At 48.6% G+C, this 21452-nt stretch carries 17 protein-coding genes; all 17 read right to left on the reverse strand.

The window, feature by feature from the left end:
* Positions 1-67: 67 nt before the first annotated feature.
* Complete coding sequence (gene rplB, locus TX85_RS24325; RefSeq protein ID WP_044482520.1) at positions 68-898, reverse strand: 50S ribosomal protein L2; 831 nt, start codon at positions 896-898, stop codon at positions 68-70.
* 28 nt (positions 899-926) lie between these two features.
* Positions 927-1217 carry a 50S ribosomal protein L23 gene (gene rplW / locus TX85_RS24330; RefSeq protein WP_044482521.1) on the reverse strand — a complete coding sequence of 97 codons (291 nt, stop codon included), beginning with the start codon at positions 1215-1217 and terminating at the stop codon, positions 927-929.
* Complete coding sequence (gene rplD / locus TX85_RS24335) at positions 1217-1840, reverse strand: 50S ribosomal protein L4 (RefSeq protein WP_044482522.1); 624 nt, start codon at positions 1838-1840, stop codon at positions 1217-1219. Before rplD ends, rplW begins: the two co-directional genes overlap by 1 nt.
* Positions 1841-1866: 26 nt before the next feature.
* Positions 1867-2490, reverse strand: a complete 624-nt coding sequence (gene rplC / locus TX85_RS24340) for a 50S ribosomal protein L3 (protein WP_044482523.1) — start codon at positions 2488-2490, stop codon at positions 1867-1869.
* A gap of 42 nt (positions 2491-2532) precedes the next feature.
* A complete protein-coding gene (gene rpsJ, locus TX85_RS24345) occupies positions 2533-2841 on the reverse strand; it encodes a 30S ribosomal protein S10 (RefSeq protein WP_009226637.1) in 309 nt (102 codons plus the stop codon).
* A gap of 1222 nt (positions 2842-4063) precedes the next feature.
* The gene (locus tag TX85_RS24350; protein WP_081671876.1) at positions 4064-5404 is read right to left on the reverse strand and encodes a protoglobin domain-containing protein; all 1341 of its coding nucleotides are present in this window, start codon (positions 5402-5404) and stop codon (positions 4064-4066) included.
* Positions 5405-5579: 175 nt separating this feature from the next.
* Positions 5580-6770: an elongation factor Tu gene (gene tuf, locus TX85_RS24355; protein WP_044482524.1), complete on the reverse strand. Its 1191-nt coding sequence runs from the start codon at positions 6768-6770 to the stop codon at positions 5580-5582.
* A gap of 100 nt (positions 6771-6870) precedes the next feature.
* Positions 6871-8949, reverse strand: coding sequence for an elongation factor G (fusA, locus tag TX85_RS24360; RefSeq protein ID WP_044482525.1), 2079 nt, complete (start codon positions 8947-8949; stop codon positions 6871-6873).
* Between the two features lie 47 nt (positions 8950-8996).
* Positions 8997-9467, reverse strand: coding sequence for a 30S ribosomal protein S7 (gene rpsG, locus TX85_RS24365; protein ID WP_044482526.1), 471 nt, complete (start codon positions 9465-9467; stop codon positions 8997-8999).
* A 73-nt stretch (positions 9468-9540) separates the two neighbouring features.
* Positions 9541-9960, reverse strand: coding sequence for a 30S ribosomal protein S12 (rpsL, locus tag TX85_RS24370; RefSeq protein ID WP_009226633.1), 420 nt, complete (start codon positions 9958-9960; stop codon positions 9541-9543).
* A gap of 143 nt (positions 9961-10103) precedes the next feature.
* Positions 10104-10355, reverse strand: a complete 252-nt coding sequence (locus TX85_RS24375) for a ribosomal L7Ae/L30e/S12e/Gadd45 family protein (RefSeq protein ID WP_044482527.1) — start codon at positions 10353-10355, stop codon at positions 10104-10106.
* A 127-nt stretch (positions 10356-10482) separates the two neighbouring features.
* Positions 10483-10968: a hypothetical protein gene (locus TX85_RS24380; RefSeq protein WP_233500856.1), complete on the reverse strand. Its 486-nt coding sequence runs from the start codon at positions 10966-10968 to the stop codon at positions 10483-10485.
* Between the two features lie 16 nt (positions 10969-10984).
* A complete protein-coding gene (locus tag TX85_RS24385) occupies positions 10985-11860 on the reverse strand; it encodes an AraC family transcriptional regulator (protein WP_044482529.1) in 876 nt (291 codons plus the stop codon).
* Between the two features lie 84 nt (positions 11861-11944).
* A complete protein-coding gene (locus TX85_RS24390; RefSeq protein WP_044482530.1) occupies positions 11945-13024 on the reverse strand; it encodes a GNAT family N-acetyltransferase in 1080 nt (359 codons plus the stop codon).
* Positions 13025-13208: 184 nt separating this feature from the next.
* A complete protein-coding gene (gene rpoC, locus TX85_RS24395; RefSeq protein WP_044482531.1) occupies positions 13209-16823 on the reverse strand; it encodes a DNA-directed RNA polymerase subunit beta' in 3615 nt (1204 codons plus the stop codon).
* 94 nt (positions 16824-16917) lie between these two features.
* Complete coding sequence (gene rpoB / locus TX85_RS24400) at positions 16918-20463, reverse strand: DNA-directed RNA polymerase subunit beta (RefSeq protein WP_044482532.1); 3546 nt, start codon at positions 20461-20463, stop codon at positions 16918-16920.
* A 331-nt stretch (positions 20464-20794) separates the two neighbouring features.
* Positions 20795-21400 carry a class I SAM-dependent methyltransferase gene (locus TX85_RS24405; RefSeq protein ID WP_044482533.1) on the reverse strand — a complete coding sequence of 202 codons (606 nt, stop codon included), beginning with the start codon at positions 21398-21400 and terminating at the stop codon, positions 20795-20797.
* Between the last annotated feature and the right edge of the window lie 52 nt (positions 21401-21452).

The following is a 21452-nucleotide window of genomic DNA, read 5'->3' on the forward strand; positions in this document are numbered from 1 at the left end:
CTCCCTTCGTTACGCTGCTTGAATCCTCAGTTCATCCCCTGCCGCGAAGCGATCCGCTAAGCGCGGATTACTTCGTGCGGCGGCGAACGATATATTTATCGGATGCTTTACCTTTTTTACGAGTCTTGTAACCAAGGGTCGGTTTGCCCCAAGGAGACAATGGAGATTTACGTCCGATCGGAGCGCGGCCTTCACCACCACCGTGAGGGTGATCGTTAGGGTTCATGACGACACCGCGAACTTCAGGACGTTGTCCGAGCCAACGGCTGCGTCCGGCTTTACCAATCTTGATGAGCTCGTGGTCACCGTTGCCTACAGCACCGATAGTAGCGCGGCAAACTTTCAGAACCTTACGAACTTCGCCAGAGGAAAGGCGGATCGTTACATACTTCTCTTCTTTACCCAGCAATTGAGCTTCTGTGCCGGCAGCACGGACCAATTGTCCGCCTTTACCAGGCTTCAACTCAATGTTGTGGATTACTGTACCTACAGGAATATTTTCAAGCGGCAATGCGTTACCGATTTTGATGTCGGAACCCACGCCAGACTCGATTACGTCGCCAACCTTCAGGCCTTTAGGAGCCAGGATGTAACGTTTTTCACCGTCTGCATAATGGATCAAAGCGATGTTGGAAGTCCGGTTCGGGTCATACTCGATTGTAGCAACGCGGCCTGGAATTCCATCTTTGTTCCGTTTGAAGTCGATGATGCGGTATTTACGCTTATGTCCGCCGCCATGGTGACGAACCGTAATTTTACCTTGGTTGTTGCGGCCAGCTGTTTTGCTCAGCGGAGCCAGCAAAGATTTCTCCGGTTGATCCGTGGTGATCTCTTCGAATGTCGATACGGACATACCGCGTCTCGCCGGAGATGTCGGTTTGAACTTTTTGATAGGCACTAGATTTCCCTCCTTACTTTAACGATTTTTATACCGATTCAAAGAACTCAAGCGGCTTGCTGCCTTCCGCCAAAGTAACGAACGCTTTCTTCCATTCCGGAGTATATCCGAAGTGACGTCCGTAACGTTTAGGCTTGGCAGGTACACGCAAGGTATTTACATTGCTCACTTTTACATTAAAGATCGCTTCTACAGCTTTCTTGATTTCGGTCTTGTTAGCTTTGATGTCTACTTCGAACACATATTTCAGTTCGTTCATGTAGTCAGCCGTACGTTCCGTAATCACCGGACGCTTGATAATATCACGAGGATCTTTCATTACGCGAGCACCTCCTCTACCTTCTGAACTGCTTCCTTCGTAATGATCAGCTTGTCGTGCGAGAGCACATCAAGAACATTAATGCCGTCAGCCGCTACGAATTTCACACCCGGAATGTTACGAGCGGAAAGCGCCACGTTATCATCATAAGAAGGAGCTACAACGAGAGCTTTACGATCAACCTTCAGGTTGTTCAAAATCGCTGCGAATTCTTTCGTCTTAGGAGCGTTCAGAGCCAATGCATCCAATACGATGATGTCCTGATCGATCACTTTTGCGGAAAGAGCCGATTTGATCGCCAAACGACGTACTTTCTTCGGCAATTTGTAGGAATAGCTGCGTGGAGTTGGTCCGAATACCACACCACCGCCTACCCATTGTGGAGAGCGGATAGAGCCTTGACGAGCACGACCCGTACCTTTTTGCTTCCAAGGTTTACGACCGCCGCCACGAACTTCAGAGCGTCCTTTTACTTTATGGGTACCAAAACGCAGGGAAGCGCGCTGCATAACGACTGCTTCATGAAGAACATGAGTATTAGGTTCGATACCGAATACTGCGTCGTTCAGCTCAACTTCGCCAACTTGGCTACCACTAACATTAAATAGTGCTACTTTTGGCATTTGTTGTTCCTCCTTTCTTTCGTCAATTATTTCTTAATGGTTTGTTTTACTTTTACAAAGCTATTTTTAGGACCAGGGATCGAGCCTTTTACAAGCAGAACATTACGTTCTACATCGACCTTCACCACTTCAAGGCGTTGAATCGTAACCGTTTCGCTGCCCATGTGTCCTGGAAGGTGCTTGCCCTTCGGAACGCGGTTCGCTTGAATCGAACCCATGGAGCCCGGTCTGCGATGATAACGGGAGCCGTGCGACATAGGACCGCGGCTTTGTCCCCAACGCTTGATGTTACCTTGGAATCCTTTACCTTTGGAAATACCCGTTACGTCAACAAATTCGCCCTCTGCAAAAATATCGACCTTGACCTCTTGGCCAACCTCGAATCCTCCCAGATCAACACCGCGAATTTCGCGAACGTAGCGCTTAGGAGCAGCACCAGCCTTTTTAGCATGGCCTACTTCAGGTTTGTTAGCTCTCGCTTCCTTCTTATCGGAGTAGCCGAGCTGGATCGCTTCGTAGCCATCGTTCTCCAGGTCTTTCTTTTGAAGAACTACGTTGCCACTAGCTTCGATAACCGTTACAGGAACTACGTTCCCTTCCGGAGTAAATACTTGAGTCATTCCAAGCTTTTTCCCTAAGATACCTTTCATGTTGACACCTCTTTTCCTTTCCTATTCCATTACATAATGGGATTACAATTTGATTTCGATATCTACACCGGACGGCAGGTCCAAGCGCATCAAGGCATCCACAGTTTGTGGAGTCGGATTAACAATGTCGATCAGACGCTTATGAGTGCGTTGCTCGAATTGCTCCCGGGAATCCTTGTACTTGTGTACCGCGCGGAGAATAGTAATCACTTGCTTCTCGGTTGGCAGCGGAATCGGTCCGGAAACACCTGCACCCGAACGTTTTGCTGTTTCAACGATTTTCTCTGCGGATTGATCAAGAATTCTGTGGTCGTAAGCTTTCAAACGAATACGAATTTTTTGCTTTGCCATTTTAGTCCCTCCTTCTATCGCCCAATTTAGTATCGGACATACTCCGTGAAAATTTTCTGACCACTCTCCCATGGCAAAGGGGCCGGGTGTGTCAGTAACCTCTCACATCATCGCACAGTCACAGAACAACATTCATTATTATATAGAAAAGCCCGGCCCATAGCAAGTGATTTTTTAAATTGTTTGCAGCAGGGATTTGCTGAGATAAATGCGTTCCCTGGAGATGATGTGACGACTACCTTCTATATAATAAGGGCCATCTCAATAGATCCTGGATCTAGCGAGACGGCCTCTTTCTATACGAATGTGACAGCAATCGATATAAAGCAAACTAATGATGCTGCGTGCGAGGGTAACATGTGAATTCTTAGATTTAACTAAGTTCTACCAAGGGAGAAATCCGCTCACAAAGGCGACCGCTCCGCTTCTGCAGCAACCTTCACACTCATACCCTTATTACGCAGGTTATTGAACTCGGCTTTGCATGTGCCGGATGGCACTGCCCCCCTCTTTATGACGCTAATGCATTTACAAACAGAATACGGACAATACCCTATCTCCATCGGATAGGTGCCTGTATTTACAACTAAACTTACATAGCAAGAACTATCCCAGGCAGATTCTGCAAAATCCGCCAAGTTATCAATCCCCCATCGCACCGTGCGCAAATCTCAGCGCGGGGTGTTTCGCAACATGATGTGGTCGTTCGACCACACGCAATACGTATCACACGCATGCAGTGAAAAAGCTTACCTTAAAATCAGTGGAAATGGTAGAAATACGGATATAGTGAAATTTTTGAGCTTAAAGTTGAGTAAACCATGGATTTTTCAAGTTACTGGAGATCTAAGGCAAGTTTTTTCACTACAGGTAGGTTCGAGCGCCGAACGGAGAATGTAAGGGAAGAAATTTCACTAAATTCGCGCCATTGCGACCGAATCGTAAGAACATTACTCTACGCAGTTATGTTTATCTTTATCTTCAATAAGAAGGCAGATTGTTATCTAGCGAGACAGCCTTTTTACTATTGAGAAATACTGCTGTAACGGAGTAGAGTAATGTGCTGAAGAAGCGTCAGCGTTCGCCTTTGTGAGCGGATTGCTGCCTCTTAGCGATCTTATTCAATCAAAGCAATCCGATGACAACAGCGATCGTAAGAGCATTACTCTACGCAGCCCCCCCTAACAGTATCTCTTCTATATAAAACTGCTGTCTCAACAGATCATAACTGGCTCGATATCCGGTTAAGCCGCTCAGCCGATTCAGCTACCGTTGCCGTTGAAATTCCGATTCCTTCTATTGTATAGATCAAATCCTGTATTTGAGCCTCTAGCATACTTACCTCATGGACACTGTTCTGAGTGGAAGCCAGGATATGCCTGAACATCTCGCCGCTTTCGCCTGAATGACTCATTCCCTGATCTGCCAGATGCCGCACCTCTTCTATTTCATCCACTACTTGTCCCGTCATATCCACGGACTGACGAATAAGGGCTGCAATCTGTACAACCGTCAGCTTCGCTTCTTCGGAGAGCTTATTGACCTCTTTAGCCACAACAGCAAACCCTCTGCCTTGTTCACCTGCTCTTGCCGCTTCAATAGAAGCGTTTAATGACAGCAGCTTGATCTGACTGGCGATCTCTTCTACAGCGAGAACAACATTCCGAATCTTGCCGGACGACAGATTCAGCTCCTTAACGGCTGCTTCCATAGCTTCCATCCTGAAATGAATTTCCTGAATATGCTCTTGCAATCGGGACAAAATTTGTCCGCCTTGCTCGGCTTGCTCCTGAGCAAGCTGAGAGGCTTCCGAGGATTTCCGGATCGCTTGATTCACTTCATTCCCGCTTGAGACGAGCTCTTCCACTGCAGCATTCGTGGAAAGACTTAAATCCTCCAGCTCCTCACTGAAGGTGCTGATTTTATTTTTAAGCTCGCTTTTCACTAGCTCGTATTGCTGCTCTTTTTCCTTGATATTTTCTCTTTCATAGGCTTCTAGCACAAGTTGCTGCTCCACGCTGAATAGCTTGGAGATGGTTTTGATCATGTCCAGCAGCTGCGCCTCATCCTTCACCTCATTATGCAGCATTTGCAGAAATGCATTTTGCAAGTTCTGAAATGCAGATAGATACCACTTGGGCTCCAGCCCGATACGCTTATGCACCTTTGCAATCTGCAGCCGCTTTTCCACAAATTCATCATCTATGTCGGAGGAGAACATCTCCAGCAGATGCCGCTTCAAAGTGAGCTTAAGCCGCTCAATCGTACTATGACTGCGGATCATTTCCTCCAATTTGGATACCTCGAGGATAGATTGATAGAACACATCTACAATCCCGTCAATGCGTCGTTCCACCAAGGGCTGCATCAATCGCAGAATTAGAACGTCCTTTTCCCCGAAATGAATCATTCTTAATTGCTCCCCAATTTCAGACTGACTGTCGGGCATTATAAGAGTATTATTATGCACAAGAGAATTTGGACTATCTGAAATCGCTGGCTGTGAATCCGCAGACTTACTTTCAGAAGATGATGAGTGCAGCATTGAAAACGGCCATTTCATTGCGATCAACCTTCTCTCGAATAGTTAAATTTTTAAATACTCTTTCGAGAGGATTATACAAATGAAAATTACCATTGTAAAGAAATTTTCAGCATGATTCGACATTATTCCGCAATACTCTCCGCGGCGCAAAAAAGCCCGCTCGAATGAGCGGGCTTTTTGAATAAGACAAGTCTTATTTGCTGATGGTAACAACGGCGCCAGATCCAACTGTACGTCCGCCTTCACGAATGGAGAAGCGAGTTCCTTCTTCGATCGCGATTGGGCTGATCAGTTGTACTGTAACCTCGATGTTGTCGCCAGGCATAACCATTTCAGTACCTTCAGGCAGGTTGATAACACCTGTTACGTCAGTTGTACGGAAATAGAATTGTGGACGGTAGCCAGTGAAGAAAGGCTTATGACGTCCGCCTTCTTCTTTAGTCAATACGTATACTTGAGCGGAGAACTCAGTATGCGGATTAACGGAAGCCGGCTTAGCCAATACTTGACCGCGTTCGATTTGGTTACGGTCTACACCGCGGAGCAATGCGCCGATGTTGTCGCCCGCTTGAGCGGAATCGAGCAATTTACGGAACATTTCAACGCCTGTAACGACGGATTTCTTAGTTTCTTCCTTGATACCAACGATTTCGATTTCATCGCCGACTTTAACAGTACCGCGTTCTACACGACCCGTAGCAACTGTACCACGGCCAGTGATGGAGAACACGTCTTCGACAGGCATCAGGAACGGTTTGTCCACTGGACGCTCTGGAAGAGGGATGTACTCGTCGATGATTTCGAACATTTCAACGATTTTCTTAGCCCAATCGCCATCAGGGTTTTGAAGAGCTTCACGAGCGGAACCTTGGATGATTGGAGTATCATCACCAGGGAATTCATATTCGTTAAGCAGGTCGCGAACTTCCATTTCAACGAGTTCGATCAGTTCAGCGTCTTCAACCATGTCGCATTTGTTCAAGAATACAACGATGTAAGGAACGCCTACGTTACGGGACAACAGGATGTGCTCGCGAGTTTGCGGCATTGGGCCGTCAGCTGCGGATACAACCAGGATTGCTCCGTCCATTTGAGCAGCGCCGGTGATCATGTTTTTAACATAGTCGGCGTGCCCTGGGCAGTCAACGTGTGCATAGTGGCGGTTAGCGGATTCGTATTCTACGTGGGAAGTAGAAATTGTGATACCGCGTTCGCGCTCTTCTGGAGCTTTGTCGATTTGGTCGAATGCGATAGCAGCACCGCCGTAAGTTTTAGACAATACAGTCGTAATGGCTGCAGTCAGAGTAGTTTTACCATGGTCAACGTGACCGATTGTACCGATGTTAACATGCGGTTTTGTACGTTCGTATTTAGCCTTTGCCATTTTAAACATTTCCTCCTTAAAATATGGATTGTTATGTTGGACTAACCAGGGAGCCGGAGCTCTTTAAGAAGATCAAGCCCCCGGTCAGCAGATACTAATATTATTCTCCGCCTTTGTGCTTAGACACAATTTCCTCGGCGATGGTTCTAGGAACTTCTTCATAGTGAGACAGCTCCATCGAGAACACGCCGCGTCCTTGTGTACCGGAGCGCAGAGTCGTCGAGTAACCGAACATTTCGGAGAGAGGCACCTTCGCACGGATAATTTGAGCGCCACCACGGGAATCCATACCTTCGATCCGTCCGCGGCGGGAGTTCAGCATACCCATAACGTCACCCATGTACTCCTCAGGAACCGTTACTTCAACCTTCATGATTGGCTCAAGCAATACAGCTTGGCACTTTTCCTTAGCAGCTTTAAGCGCCATGGAACCGGCGATCTTAAACGCCATTTCACTGGAGTCAACGTCATGGTAGGAACCATCAACGATGGTTGCCTTAACGTCTACCAATGGGAAGCCTGCAAGGACACCGTTCTTCATGGCTTCTTCGATACCTTGTTGCGCAGGAGCGATATATTCTCTCGGTACGGAACCGCCGACAATCTTACTTTCGAACTGGTTACCGCTTCCTGGCTCCAATGGTTCAAATTCAACCCATACGTGACCGTATTGACCACGACCACCGGATTGACGCACGAATTTACCTTCGACGCGAGCAGGAGCCTTGAACGTTTCACGATAAGCAACCTGAGGTTTACCTACGTTTGTCTCAACCTTGAATTCGCGGCGCATACGGTCGATGATGATATCCAGGTGAAGCTCACCCATACCTGCAAGGATCGTTTGGCCAGTTTCTTCATCAGTATGAGCACGAAGCGTAGGATCTTCTTCAGTCAGCTTGCCGAGGGCAACGCCCATTTTATCCTGGTCAGCTTTTGTCTTAGGTTCAACGGCGATTTCGATAACCGGATCAGGGAAGTTCATGGATTCGAGAATAACCGGAGCCTTCTCATCACACAGTGTATCACCTGTTCCCGTATCTTTCAAACCTACAGCTGCTGCGATATCACCCGAATAAACTTCGGTGATTTCTTTACGGCTGTTGGCGTGCATTTGCAGAATACGTCCGATCCGCTCACGCTTGCCTTTTGTTGCATTCAGCACATACGAACCGGATTGCAGAATACCGGAGTACACGCGGAAGAACGTCAGCTTACCCACGTAAGGGTCAGTCATAATCTTAAATGCCAACGCGGAGAATGGCTCTTCGTCAGAGGAGTGACGCTCTACTTCGGAACCGTCTTCCAGATGACCCTTGATGCTTGGGATGTCGATCGGAGCCGGCAGATAATCTACAACAGCGTCCAATACTAGCTGAATCCCTTTATTACGGTAAGAAGAACCGCAGACTACAGGGAAGATCTTAACATCTACTACACCTTTACGAAGAGCTGCTTTCAGTTCTCCAACAGTGATTTCTTCACCTTCAAGGTATTTCATTGTTAATTCTTCGTCAAGCTCTGCAACCTTTTCTACCAACTCCGCACGAAGTTCTTCAACCTTCGCTTGGTAATCGGCAGGAATTTCGGTTTCTTCGATGTTTTGACCCAGGTCGTCTTTGTACATATACGCTTTTTGCTCAACAATGTCGATAATACCGACAAAGTCGCTTTCTGCACCGATCGGCAGTTGGATTGCAACTGCGTTCGCTTGCAGACGCTCGCGCATATCATTGACAACGTTCAGGTAGTCCGCACCGATGATATCCATTTTATTAACATAAGCGATCCGAGGAACGCTATACTTGTCAGCCTGTCTCCAAACAGTTTCTGACTGAGGCTCAACGCCTTCTTTCGCACTGAAAACGCCTACTGCCCCGTCCAATACACGTAGGGAACGTTCAACTTCAACAGTGAAGTCAACGTGCCCCGGGGTATCGATGATATTTACGCGGTGACCCTTCCAGGAAGCGGTAGTAGCAGCGGATGTAATCGTAATCCCGCGCTCCTGCTCTTGCTCCATCCAGTCCATTGTTGCAGCACCCTCGTGAACTTCCCCGATTTTGTGCGTAATGCCTGTATAGAACAAAATACGTTCCGTTGTAGTTGTCTTACCGGCGTCAATATGCGCCATGATCCCGATGTTACGTGTATTTTTCAAGGAGAACTCTCTTGCCATGGATTTGTCTCCCTTCAAAATATAAATTTAGAATGTAAAACCGAATCCTACCAGCGGTAGTGTGCGAACGCTTTGTTCGCTTCGGCCATCTTGTGCGTATCTTCGCGTTTCTTAACAGAAGCGCCTGTGTTGTTGGATGCATCGATGATCTCAGCAGCCAAACGCTCTTCCATCGTCTTCTCACCGCGGTTGCGGGAGTAGTTCACGAGCCAACGTAATCCCAAGGATGTACGTCTTTCCGGTTTTACTTCGATAGGCACTTGGTAGTTGGCACCGCCCACACGACGAGCCTTAACTTCCAATACAGGCATGATATTTTTCAAAGCTGCTTCAAATACTTCCATAGGGTCATTCCCGGTACGTTCTTGAATCAGGTTGAACGCATTATACAGAATGCTTTGAGCAACTCCACGTTTACCGTCGAGCATGATGCGGTTGATCAAGCGAGTAACAAGCTTGCTGTTATACACCGGATCCGGCAACACATCTCTCTTCGTAACTGGACCTTTGCGTGGCATAGTTATCCCCCTTTCAGTAATAATCCAAACCTTGTTCGGTTCAATAAACTAATGTTGGCATTAGCTTAGGATTTTATTTCTTGGCTTTAGGACGCTTAGCACCGTATTTCGAACGAGCTTGCATACGGTTGTTAACGCCTGCTGTATCAAGTGCTCCACGTACGATGTGATAACGTACCCCTGGAAGGTCCTTGACCCGGCCACCGCGAATCAATACAACGCTGTGCTCTTGCAGGTTGTGACCGATACCTGGAATGTAAGCCGTCACCTCTACACGGTTCGTCAAGCGAACACGGGCATATTTACGAAGTGCGGAGTTCGGTTTCTTAGGAGTCATTGTACCTACACGTGTGCACACACCGCGTTTTTGCGGGGAGCTCAGATCAGTAGCCTCACGCTTCAAGGCGTTAAAACCTCTTTGCAATGCTGGCGACTTGGACTTGTACACTTTGTCTTGACGTCCTTTACGGACGAGCTGGTTAATTGTTGGCATGTTGTTGCCACCCCCTTCCTCAATATTCATGTTTCCTTATAAACCACTTTTTTAAGCCCACAGACCCAGGCGGTTCATAAAAGAACAAATGAAAAGTTTTTGCCAGAGGGATAGACCCCTTGCTGCAAAAACAGTTCTTTCAGCTATGGTTTTACGATTGCCGCCATTGCCGCCCCGACCTCAATCCCGCAAGCCTTGCCGAGATTGTGCATCGTATCCACCAGCGTCAGCTTGACGCCGCACTGATTACAAAGCGCAATGATCTTCGATGTCAGGCGCGGATCTGCATCTTCTGCCACATATACTTCTTCAGCGAGACCAAGCTCGACCATTCGCATCGTCTGCTTGGTGCCGATCTTGATATGGGCATCCTGTAGTCCTTTATCATTAGACATACGCATTGTCCTCCAAAGCACAGGGTGTACACGAACTCACGCACTTTGATATATTATCACTCCGGATAGGCGATGTCAAGCAGATTATTGAAAGAGAATCTTCATTCATATCTTATTAGAATAGCTCTCATTTCTCTCGAAATTTTGATTTTTCATAATTAAAAGGAATGCTTGTCCCAACGACCACATCTTCGATCTTATCGATTATTAGCCAATCGTCCATATTGCCTTGATGGTCAAAGGCGAGAGGCGGATCGATTCTCTGCACGTCTTCGAATTCAACAAGGCATAAACACTTTTTGCGCCATCGCTCTTTTTGCTTCTCGGTTAAGTTTAACTTGCTTTGATTGTCGCTTAACGTTTTTATAATTTCATCTTCTGTCAGCTTTACATAGTTTTGAACGGTTTTCACCTTAGCAAGTGCAGTAATAAGTGCTGATCCCTTCTCCATAAAATAAATGCTTTCCCCTTCATGCACTCGGCTATGCGGAATTTTACGGCCAGCCGCACCTCTTACAATCATTGTTTTTGTTCCGGACAGAATTTTATCCAGTACACGCTCACCCAATTTCCCCGCATTATCACAGTACACTAAATGTACCATACTTTTCATTCCTCACTTTCATAGCCTAAATGTTCTGATTTTGCATTTTCTTCACGACTGGAAGCCATACTTCGGATCGGTAATCCGCAGCTTGTTGATCCCCGTTGGTGTATATCTCAACGTCCGGGGCATCGGCATATTCATAGCCGGAGGTGGGAAGCCACTCGGTAATAATCCGTCTTTGCATATCCTGCATAGTATGAGGCAGCGGTCCAACACACTCAAAGATCGCCCAAATCCCTGCCGGAACGATCGTCTCACACATGCCCTCCGGTGCAGGTGAATTGGTAGCTGCAGCAATGTAGTAGTCCATCTTTTCTCCGTTCATACAAGTACTGACGCCCAGGATACTGAAAGGAGGCTGATCCATCATTTCCACGAGCCTCATAAGATTTCCATCCTGCGCTACCTGTTGCCAGAGTTGAGGGATCTTGGAAAAATTCTCCTCCAGGTTTACATCCATGCTTTCTTTTACGCCTACGATACGAAATGCCTCTTTCTTCTCAATCCTGTATTCCATTTCCGTCTCTCCCTTAATTGAAACTGAGATGCGAATTCTTGGAAACGCCTTGAGTGGCGTGCCCTCGGTACGTGCAGTGGAGGGGGCAGTGCCATGCAGAGTCTGAAATGCCCGATTAAAAGAGGTTGGAGAGTCGTAGCCATATTTCAGCGCCAGATCAATAATCTTGATGTCGCTAGTCTGCAAATCAAAGGCGGCGGCTGTCATCCTTCTCCTGCGAATATATTCGGATAAGGGAATGCCTGCTATGTAAGAGAACATTCGTTGAAAATGAAAGAATGAGCAACAGGCAATTTGCGCTATTTTCTCAAAACCGATCTCCCCATCCAGATTGTCTTCGATATAATTGAGTGCTTGATTCAAACGTCCAATCCATTCCATTCTTTTCGCTCCTACTTTCAATTTTAGTGCTCCCTCTTTCGCACTGCCTCTCATTCTCTGTTCGAAAATGCGAGTTCAACCGTATTAAAGGAGGAATAAAACCACGAGACTAATTGCAGCCATCGCGGAATAAATGAACTTGTTCATTCGATACACTCTCAAAGAACCGAAGCCTTCGAATGGATATACAGGAAGCAGTTTATAGATCAATAAGATACTGCCTAGCCGATACAGATATGACGTGAACTCCAGATCCGTCCATACCCATTTGGACAGGGCAACGGTCAGAAGTAGATAGATCCAGCCCATGACGGCACCACCGCCCACGATCCACCGAAACCTGGAAGTATTCTCGTATTTCTCGGGAATCCAGTTGCCTAGCATAGGAAAGACTCCGCCGAGAATCGGCACTAGCAAGGGAATTATAAATCCGCAGTTTGTCAGACGAAAGTTCCATCGGTGCTCCGAGATCAACCCAATCCGGGTAAAAAGAAGCTCCCCTATCAGTAATGCCCCATAAGCGAGCAAGAACCAACCCAGGTGAAGCTGCCTGTTCAGCAATAATGCTGTGCAAACCATGATCAGATTTAAAAGTATGTAAGTGGCGATCTGCAATAAATTAGAGTCTGCCCTTTTCTTGACCGGTACCGTCCTTGCAGCCAAATATAAATCCATGCCATAAGCAAACGCAGTCGGCGTTGATTTTAACACGGACACTAGCCCTCTTATTCCTAACAATCTTCGTAGTTCCATATAAGTGACTCTTGCAAACCCGCTTTTCTCAAGCGCTCGCCAGGACCCGGCATTCTCATCCTTCACTTGTGCCGTGATAAAGGTACAACCTAGCTCCCAGAATCGTTTTGTTGCTGCTTTGTACAACTGGCTTGCTATTCCTCTTCCTCGACAAGCAGGATCAACAAATCCGGCACTGAAATCTCCAATCAGTACTCCTTGCTCCCCTTTTAGAAGCTTCAAGATCACAGCACCAACAATCTTTTCTCCTTCAATTGCAACTATAGCTTCTTTGGGCAGCGATATGAACAGGCTCTCTAAGCTGCTGAAGGCTCGTCTGCCTAATTGCTGAACAGTCTTGGCTTCATCCTCCCTCATGATTCGGATCTGCGTTGCTGATTTATTCTCTGAAAGGGTTATTGCCACTGTCATGACCTCACTCCTCCTTGATCAATAATTCACATGATCCTATCTATTAATTCTGCTTAGAGAAGCATATTCCTTTTGGAGCCCGGCCATTCCAGATAACAATGCTCCCTATTACTGAATCGCATATAAAAAAACCGGCATAGCACTGACTCAAGTCAGGCTATGCCGGCCGGCTATATTCTATTACCTACTCCACGGACACCGGTTCCAGATTCTCTTCGTTTGTCTCCTGATCCTCCGGACCTTCGAATTGAACGCTGCGGTAACGGTTCATCCCCGTACCCGCAGGGATCAGCTTACCGATAATGACGTTCTCTTTCAGGCCGAGCAGTTTATCCACTTTGCCTTTGATCGCGGCATCGGTAAGCACGCGTGTCGTTTCCTGGAAGGAAGCGGCGGAAAGGAAGGAATCTGTCTCGAGCGAAGCTTTGGTAATCCCGAGCAATACCGGTTTGGCCACAGCAGGCTCTTGACCGGACAGAATCGCATTCTTGTTAGCAACTTCATATTCATACAGATCGACGAAGGATCCCGGCAGAAGCGGCGTATCCCCAGCATCAACGATGCGGATTTTACGCAGCATTTGCCGTACCATAACTTCGATATGCTTGTCGTTGATTTCTACGCCCTGGTTCCGGTATACGCGCTGAACTTCCTGAAGGATATAGTTCTGCACGCCGCGGATGCCCTTGATGCGCAAAATTTCTTTCGGGTCAATGGAACCGTCAGTGAGCTCGTCGCCCGCTTCGATCTCCTGCCCTTCGCTTACGCGCAGGCGGGAACCATAGGTAACGGAGTACACCTTCGTTTCCGCTTCGCCTTGAACCTCGATTTCGCGACGGTCCTTCGCTTCGCGGATTTCCTTAATGACGCCGTCAATTTCACTGATTGTGGCTTGACCTTTCGGGTTCCGGGCTTCAAAGAGCTCCTGAATCCGCGGCAAACCTTGAGTGATATCGTCTCCGGCAACGCCACCGGTATGGAACGTACGCATGGTGAGCTGAGTTCCCGGCTCCCCGATGGATTGCGCTGCGATGATGCCGACAGCTTCACCAATCTCAACGTGCTTGCCGGTAGCCAGATTGCGGCCGTAGCACTTCTTACATACCCCGTGACGAGCACGGCAGCTAAGCACAGAACGGATTTGCAGTTTTGCGACACCAGCATCGACAATTTCATGCGCCTTGTCGGAGTCGATCAGTTCATTGCGGTGAATAATGATTTCACCTGTTTGCGGATGCTTGATCGTTTCAAAGGAATAACGTCCTTCGATACGGTCGTACAGATCCTCGATAACTTCCTTGCCGTCTTGGATAACGCTGACGGTGAAGCCTTTATCCGTTCCGCAATCCTCTTCACGAACGATCACGTCTTGCGCTACGTCAACGAGACGGCGAGTCAGGTAACCCGAGTCCGCAGTACGGAGCGCCGTATCGGCAAGACCCTTCCGGGCACCGTGCGTCGAGAGGAAGTACTCGAGGACGGTAAGTCCTTCACGGAAGTTCGATTTGATCGGGAGCTCGATGATCCGGCCGGACGGGTTCGCCATCAGACCGCGCATACCGCCCAGCTGGGTGATCTGCGATTTGTTACCCCGTGCCTTGGAATCCACCATGAGCATGATGGAGTTGTACCGATCCATCGATTTCATGAGCACATCGGTAATTTGATCCTTCGCTTTAGACCAGATATCGATAACACGGTCATAACGTTCTTCATTCGTGATCAGACCGCGACGGTATTGCGTCGTAATAACCTGAACCTTCTCATCAGACTGGCGCAGAATCTCTTGCTTCTCGTCAGGAACGATAACGTCGGATACGGCGATACTAACGCCGGCGCGTGTCGAATACGTGAAGCCGGTTTGCTTGATTCTGTCAAGAATAACAGAAGTTTCGGTGGTATGGTAGATCTCGAAGCAACGCCCGATGATCTCACCGAGGTACTCTTTACCCACGCCGCCAGCTTGCGGAGCTTCCATAATGCGCTCGACAACATTAGCGCCTTTGCCATGAATAAAGTATTTATCCGGAGTGCCCTGGAACAGGTTAACCCGGGTAGGTTCATTGATGTACGGGAAGCTTGCCGGGAAGATTTCGTTGAAGATAATTTTCCCTACCGTTGTAATCAAGAGTGCTTCCTGTTGTTCCGGAGTAAAGCCCGTCTTGTTAAGCGCCTTGGCCGGAATAGCCACCCGAGCATGCAGCGATGCCGTTCCGCGTTGGTATGCGGAGAAGGCTTCGTTCACAGAGCCCAGGATCATGCCTGCGCCAAGAGCGTCCTTGTTATCCATCGTCAGGTAGTAGGATCCAAGAACCATATCCTGTGAAGGAGTAACGACCGGCTTGCCGTCCTTTGGATTCAGAATGTTGCCCGATGCCAGCATCAGAATACGTGCCTCAGCTTGAGCCTCAGCGGACAACGGTACGTGCACGGCCATCTGGTCACCGTCGAAGTCGGCGTTATAAGCCGTACATACGAGCGGATGCAGACGGATGGCGCGGCCTTCAACCAGAATCGGTTCGAACGCCTGGATACCAAGTCTATGCAGCGTAGGGGCACGGTTCAGAAGCACCGGATGCTCCTTGATGACTTCCTCGAGCACATCCCATACCTCTGGGCTGACGCGTTCTACTTTACGCTTCGCGCTCTTAATGTTATGGGCAAGGCCTTTGTTGACCAATTCTTTCATAACGAATGGCTTGAACAATTCAAGCGCCATTTCCTTAGGCAGACCGCATTGATACATTTTCAGGTAAGGACCTACGACGATAACGGAACGACCGGAATAGTCAACCCGTTTACCGAGCAGGTTCTGCCGGAAGCGGCCTTGCTTACCCTTCAACATATGGCTGAGGGATTTCAGCGGACGGTTGCCTGGGCCCGTTACCGGACGACCGCGACGGCCGTTATCGATCAGGGCATCCACAGCTTCCTGAAGCATCCGCTTTTCATTCTGTACGATAATGTCTGGCGCGCCAAGATCCAGCAGGCGCTTCAAACGGTTGTTCCGGTTGATGACGCGGCGATACAGGTCGTTCAGGTCAGATGTCGCAAAACGTCCGCCATCCAGCTGTACCATCGGACGCAATTCCGGTGGAATAACAGGCAGTACGTCAAGGATCATCCACTCTGGCTCATTGCCGGAGCTCTTGAAGGCTTCGATAACCTCAAGACGTTTAATCGCACGGTTACGGCGTTGGCCTTGCGCCGTGCGCAGCTCTTCCTTCAGGAAGTCCAGTTCCTTGTCGATATCGAGATCCTGAAGCAGCTTCTTCACAGCTTCAGCCCCCATACCGGCCTGGAACCCGTATCCGTACTTTTCACGATAGCTGCGATATTCCTTCTCGGACAGAAGCTGTTTTTTCTCCAGCGGAGTCTCGCCTGGATCAGTTACTACATAAGATGCAAAGTAAATGATCTCTTCCAGGGAGCGCGGAGACATATCCAGCGCCAAGCCCATCCGGCTCGGAATACCTTTGAAATACCAAATATGAGATACCGGAGCAGCCAGTTCGATATGGCCCATGCGCTCACGGCGCACCTTTGCTCTGGTTACTTCGACGCCGCAGCGGTCGCAGACAACGCCTTTATAACGGACACGCTTATATTTACCGCAATGACATTCCCAGTCCTTTGTCGGGCCAAAAATCTTTTCACAGAACAGGCCTTCTTTTTCTGGCTTCAATGTACGGTAGTTGATCGTTTCCGGTTTCTTCACTTCTCCGCGGGACCACGAACGAATTTTGTCTGGGGAAGCAAGCCCAATTTTCATAAACTCGAAGTTGTTGACGTCCAACAAGGAGCACCCCTCCTTAACCAAGTCCTGATATTGACACTATCCGGCAATATTCGTTGTTCGGGCAGTGCCTTACGGCACCACCCGCCACAACTATTTATTCTACTCCGACTTCAGCACCTTCCAGATTCAAGCTCAGCTTGTCTCCGGATGCATCGTCTTCATCGTCGATCTCTTTCATCTCGATCTCTTCTTCGTTCTCGGTCAGGATCTTCACATCCATACCCAAGCTTTGAAGCTCCTTGATCAAGACTTTAAACGACTCCGGCACACCAGGTTCTGGCACATTCTCGCCCTTGACGATCGATTCGTAGGTTTTCACCCGACCAACCACGTCATCGGACTTGACGGTCAAAATCTCTTGCAGCGTGTAGGCCGCGCCATAGGCTTCCAGCGCCCATACTTCCATCTCCCCGAAACGCTGTCCGCCGAACTGGGCTTTACCACCCAGCGGCTGTTGCGTAACGAGCGAGTAAGGACCTGTGGAACGGGCATGGATCTTATCATCAACCATGTGCGCCAGTTTGATCATGTGCATGACGCCAACCGTCACTTCACGCTCAAATGGTTCGCCAGTCCGGCCATCATACAGGACGGTCTTACCGTTACGCTGCATGCCGGCTTCTTCCATGGTATCGAATACGTCATATTCATTAGCTCCGTCAAATACCGGCGTTGCCACGTGAATACCGAGCTTGAGTGCAGCCATACCCAGATGGATCTCGAGCACCTGGCCAATGTTCATCCGCGACGGTACCCCGAGCGGGTTAAGAACGACTTGCACAGGCGTGCCATCCGGCATGAACGGCATATCCTCTTCTGGAAGAATACGGGCTACAACCCCTTTATTACCATGACGTCCGGCCATCTTATCACCCTCGGAAATCTTACGTTTTTGGGCAATATATACACGAACCAGTTGATTCACGCCTGGAGGCAGCTCGTCACCGTTCTCCCGGGTAAATACCTTCACGTCAACGACAATGCCATCTGTACCGTGCGGTACGCGAAGCGAAGTATCGCGAACCTCGCGAGCCTTCTCTCCGAAGATCGCATGCAAGAGGCGCTCTTCTGCTGTAAGCTCGGTTACGCCCTTCGGCGTTACCTTGCCCACAAGAATATCACCGGCTGCAATCTCGGCCCCGACGCGGATAATGCCGCGCTCATCCAGGTTGCGGAGCGCTTCTTCACCGACGTTAGGAATATCGCGGGTAATCTCTTCCGGTCCAAGCTTAGTATCGCGGGCTTCGGATTCATATTCCTCAATGTGAATGGAGGTATATACATCTTCCTTCACCAGCTTCTCGCTGAGCAGGATCGCATCCTCGTAGTTGTAGCCTTCCCAAGTCATGAAGGCAACGACAACGTTGCGTCCAAGCGCTAATTCGCCCATTTCGGTCGAAGGCCCGTCCGCGAGGATGTCCCCCTTCTTGATGACGTCGCCGCGTTTAACGATCGGACGCTGGTTGATACAAGTACCTTGGTTCGAACGCATAAATTTGTGTAATTTATGTTTAACGATATCGCCCTTGACTTCCTTGCCGTCAATCTTCTCGACACGGCGAAGCCAAATCTCGTTCGCAGCGGAGCGTTCAATGATTCCGTCGTATTTGGAGACAATACATACGCCCGAATCCTTGGCCGACTTATGCTCCATCCCCGTACCTACGAGAGGCGCCTTAGGAATAAGCAACGGTACAGCCTGACGCTGCATGTTCGATCCCATGAGCGCACGGTTGGAGTCGTCATTTTCAAGGAACGGAATCAGCGCAGTAGCGACAGACACCACTTGCTTCGGCGATACGTCCATGTAGTCTACACGGTCGCTCGGCATCGTCAAGATGTTGTCGGACTGCTTGTTGTACCGGACGATGACATTCTCGTCACGGAACGTATCATCTTCATTAAGCACCGCGTTGGCCTGTGCAATAATGTAATTATCTTCTTCATCCGCTGTCAGATAAGCGATTTGATCAGTAACCTTGCTCGTATTCGGATCAACCCAACGATATGGAGCTTCAATGAAGCCATATTCGTTAATGCGTGCGAATGTCGAGAGGGAGTTGATCAGACCGATGTTCGGACCTTCCGGCGTCTCGATCGGGCACATCCGGCCATAGTGAGAGTGGTGAACGTCACGCACTTCAAAGCCTGCGCGCTCCCGTGTCAGACCGCCAGGTCCAAGTGCAGACAGACGGCGCTTATGCGTCAATTCCGCAAGCGGGTTCGTCTGGTCCATAAACTGCGACAACTGGGAGCTTCCGAAGAACTCCTTGATCGAAGCAATTACAGGACGAATATTAATCAAGGCTTGAGGCGTGATCACATTCGCATCCTGAATGGACATTCTCTCACGGACTACACGCTCCATCCGGGACAGACCGATACGGAACTGGTTCTGCAGAAGTTCGCCTACAGAGCGCAGTCTGCGGTTGCCCAGGTGGTCGATATCATCCGTGCTGCCAATGCCATGCAAGAGGTTCAGGAAATAACTGATCGAGGAAATAATATCAGCAGGTGTAATATGCTTCACCGACTTATCGATATTACGGTTGGCAATAACCTTAACGACCTTGCCATCCTCAATCGGAGAGAACACGTCGATGGTTTGCAGCGGAACTTCATTCGCATCGAGCACTCCGCCGGCTACGTGATAATCCTTGAAGCCAACCGAAGTATCAAGCTGCGTCAAAATCTGATCCAGCAGACGCCGATCGACCATTTGACCGGCCTCGGCGATAATTTCGCCAGTAGTCGTATCGATCAAGCTTTCAGCCAGACGTTGGTTGAACAGACGGTTCTTGATATGAAGCTTTTTGTTGATTTTATAGCGGCCAACATTAGCCAGATCATAACGTTTAGGATCAAAGAAACGCGCGACAAGCAAGCTCTTGGCGTTGTCCAGTGTCGGCGGTTCACCCGGACGCAGGCGCTCATAGATTTCAATCAACGCCTTCTCCGTTGAATCGGTGTTGTCTTTGTCCAGCGTATTGCGAATATATTCATCATTACCGAGGAGATCCAGAATCTCCGCATCGGTTCCGAATCCAAGCGCACGAAGCAGAACGGTGACCGGAATTTTACGGGTGCGATCGATCCGGACATAAATAATATCCTTCGCGTCCGTCTCCAGCTCCAGCCAAGCGCCGCGGTTAGGAATTACGGTTGCTGTATAGGTCTTCTTGCCGTTCTTATCTACTTTAGTGCTGAAATAGACGCTAGGAGAGCGAACCAACTGGCTGACAATAACCCGTTCAGCACCATTAATAATGAACGTGCCTGTTTCCGTCATCAGCGGGAAATCTCCCATGAAAACTTCCTGCTCTTTGACTTCGCCCGTTTCCTTATTAATGAGCCGGACCTTAACTCGAAGCGGCGCCGCATAGGTAACATCGCGTTCTTTCGCATCATCTACCGTATACTTTGGCTCTCCAAGACTGTAATCGATAAACTCCAGCACCAGATTCCCAGTGAAATCCTGAATTGGCGAGATATCTTGGAACATTTCCCGAAGGCCTTCTTCCAAGAACCACTCATACGATTTCTGCTGGATTTCGATCAGGTTCGGAACTTCGAGTACCTCGTTAATTCGTGCATAACTTCGCCGAGTGCGTCGACCATATTGAACAAGATGTCCTGCCAACTTATACTCACCCCTCATGTCTACTCACTTTAAAAATACATTGCGAACCTCTGTTTGTGACCTTATAATAGACCATACAGAAGATTCGTCCCACAAATAAAGAAAAGCCCTTATCGAATGCTTTCGAAAAAAGAGCACCATTATCTGTGTCATTTCCAGTCTGATGTCTCCCGGCATTCAGTAGATTTACACGAAATGTACATATTATACGTCAATTGATGTCTATTTATACATCCTGAGAATAATAACTCTTGACATTTCAGTCTGCTAAAGCCACCGAGAGTATCCTAATACTGACATTTTATAATAATACCACAACCGAAGGGCCGGGTCAAATCTTTTTTTCAGCTCTAAAAATCCGGTAGCCTTTATCCTTGGTAACCTCTTCTACATCACCGAACAAAGACTCCAGCTTCTCCTTGGCAGATGGAGCGCCCTGCTTCTTCTGAATAACAATCCACAGCGTTCCTCCCGGCAGAAGTCTTTCATAAGCCCCTTCAAAAATAGCATGCACCGTACTCTTTCCTGCGCGGATAGGCGGATTTGTAAGCACCATATGAAACCGCTCTTGACCTAATCCCTCAAACAGATCACTCTGTAGAATTGTAACGTTGGTTATTCCATTAACCGAAGCATTCTCACGCGCCAACTCCACTGCCCGGCTGTTCACATCAATCATGGTCACATGGCCGCTCTCTCCGGCAAGCCGCGCCGCCGTCAGGCCGATCGGACCGTAGCCGCAGCCGACATCAAGCACGCTCGCCCCCGAAGGAACATCGATTGCTTCAATCAATACCTTGCTGCCGTAATCAACGCCATTCTTGGAAAAGACTCCGGCATCGCTGACGAATCGATAGGTTTGTCCCCGAAGCACCGCATCCCATAATTTGCGGTTATGAGAGGCAGAAGGATTATTGGAATAGTAATGGTCAGCCATCGATAATGAACCCTCCATCTTGTCATTATTCAGAACCTTCTCGGTGCTGAAT

Source organism: Paenibacillus antibioticophila, from assembly GCF_000455265.1.
Lineage (GTDB): Bacteria > Bacillota > Bacilli > Paenibacillales > Paenibacillaceae > Fontibacillus > Fontibacillus antibioticophila.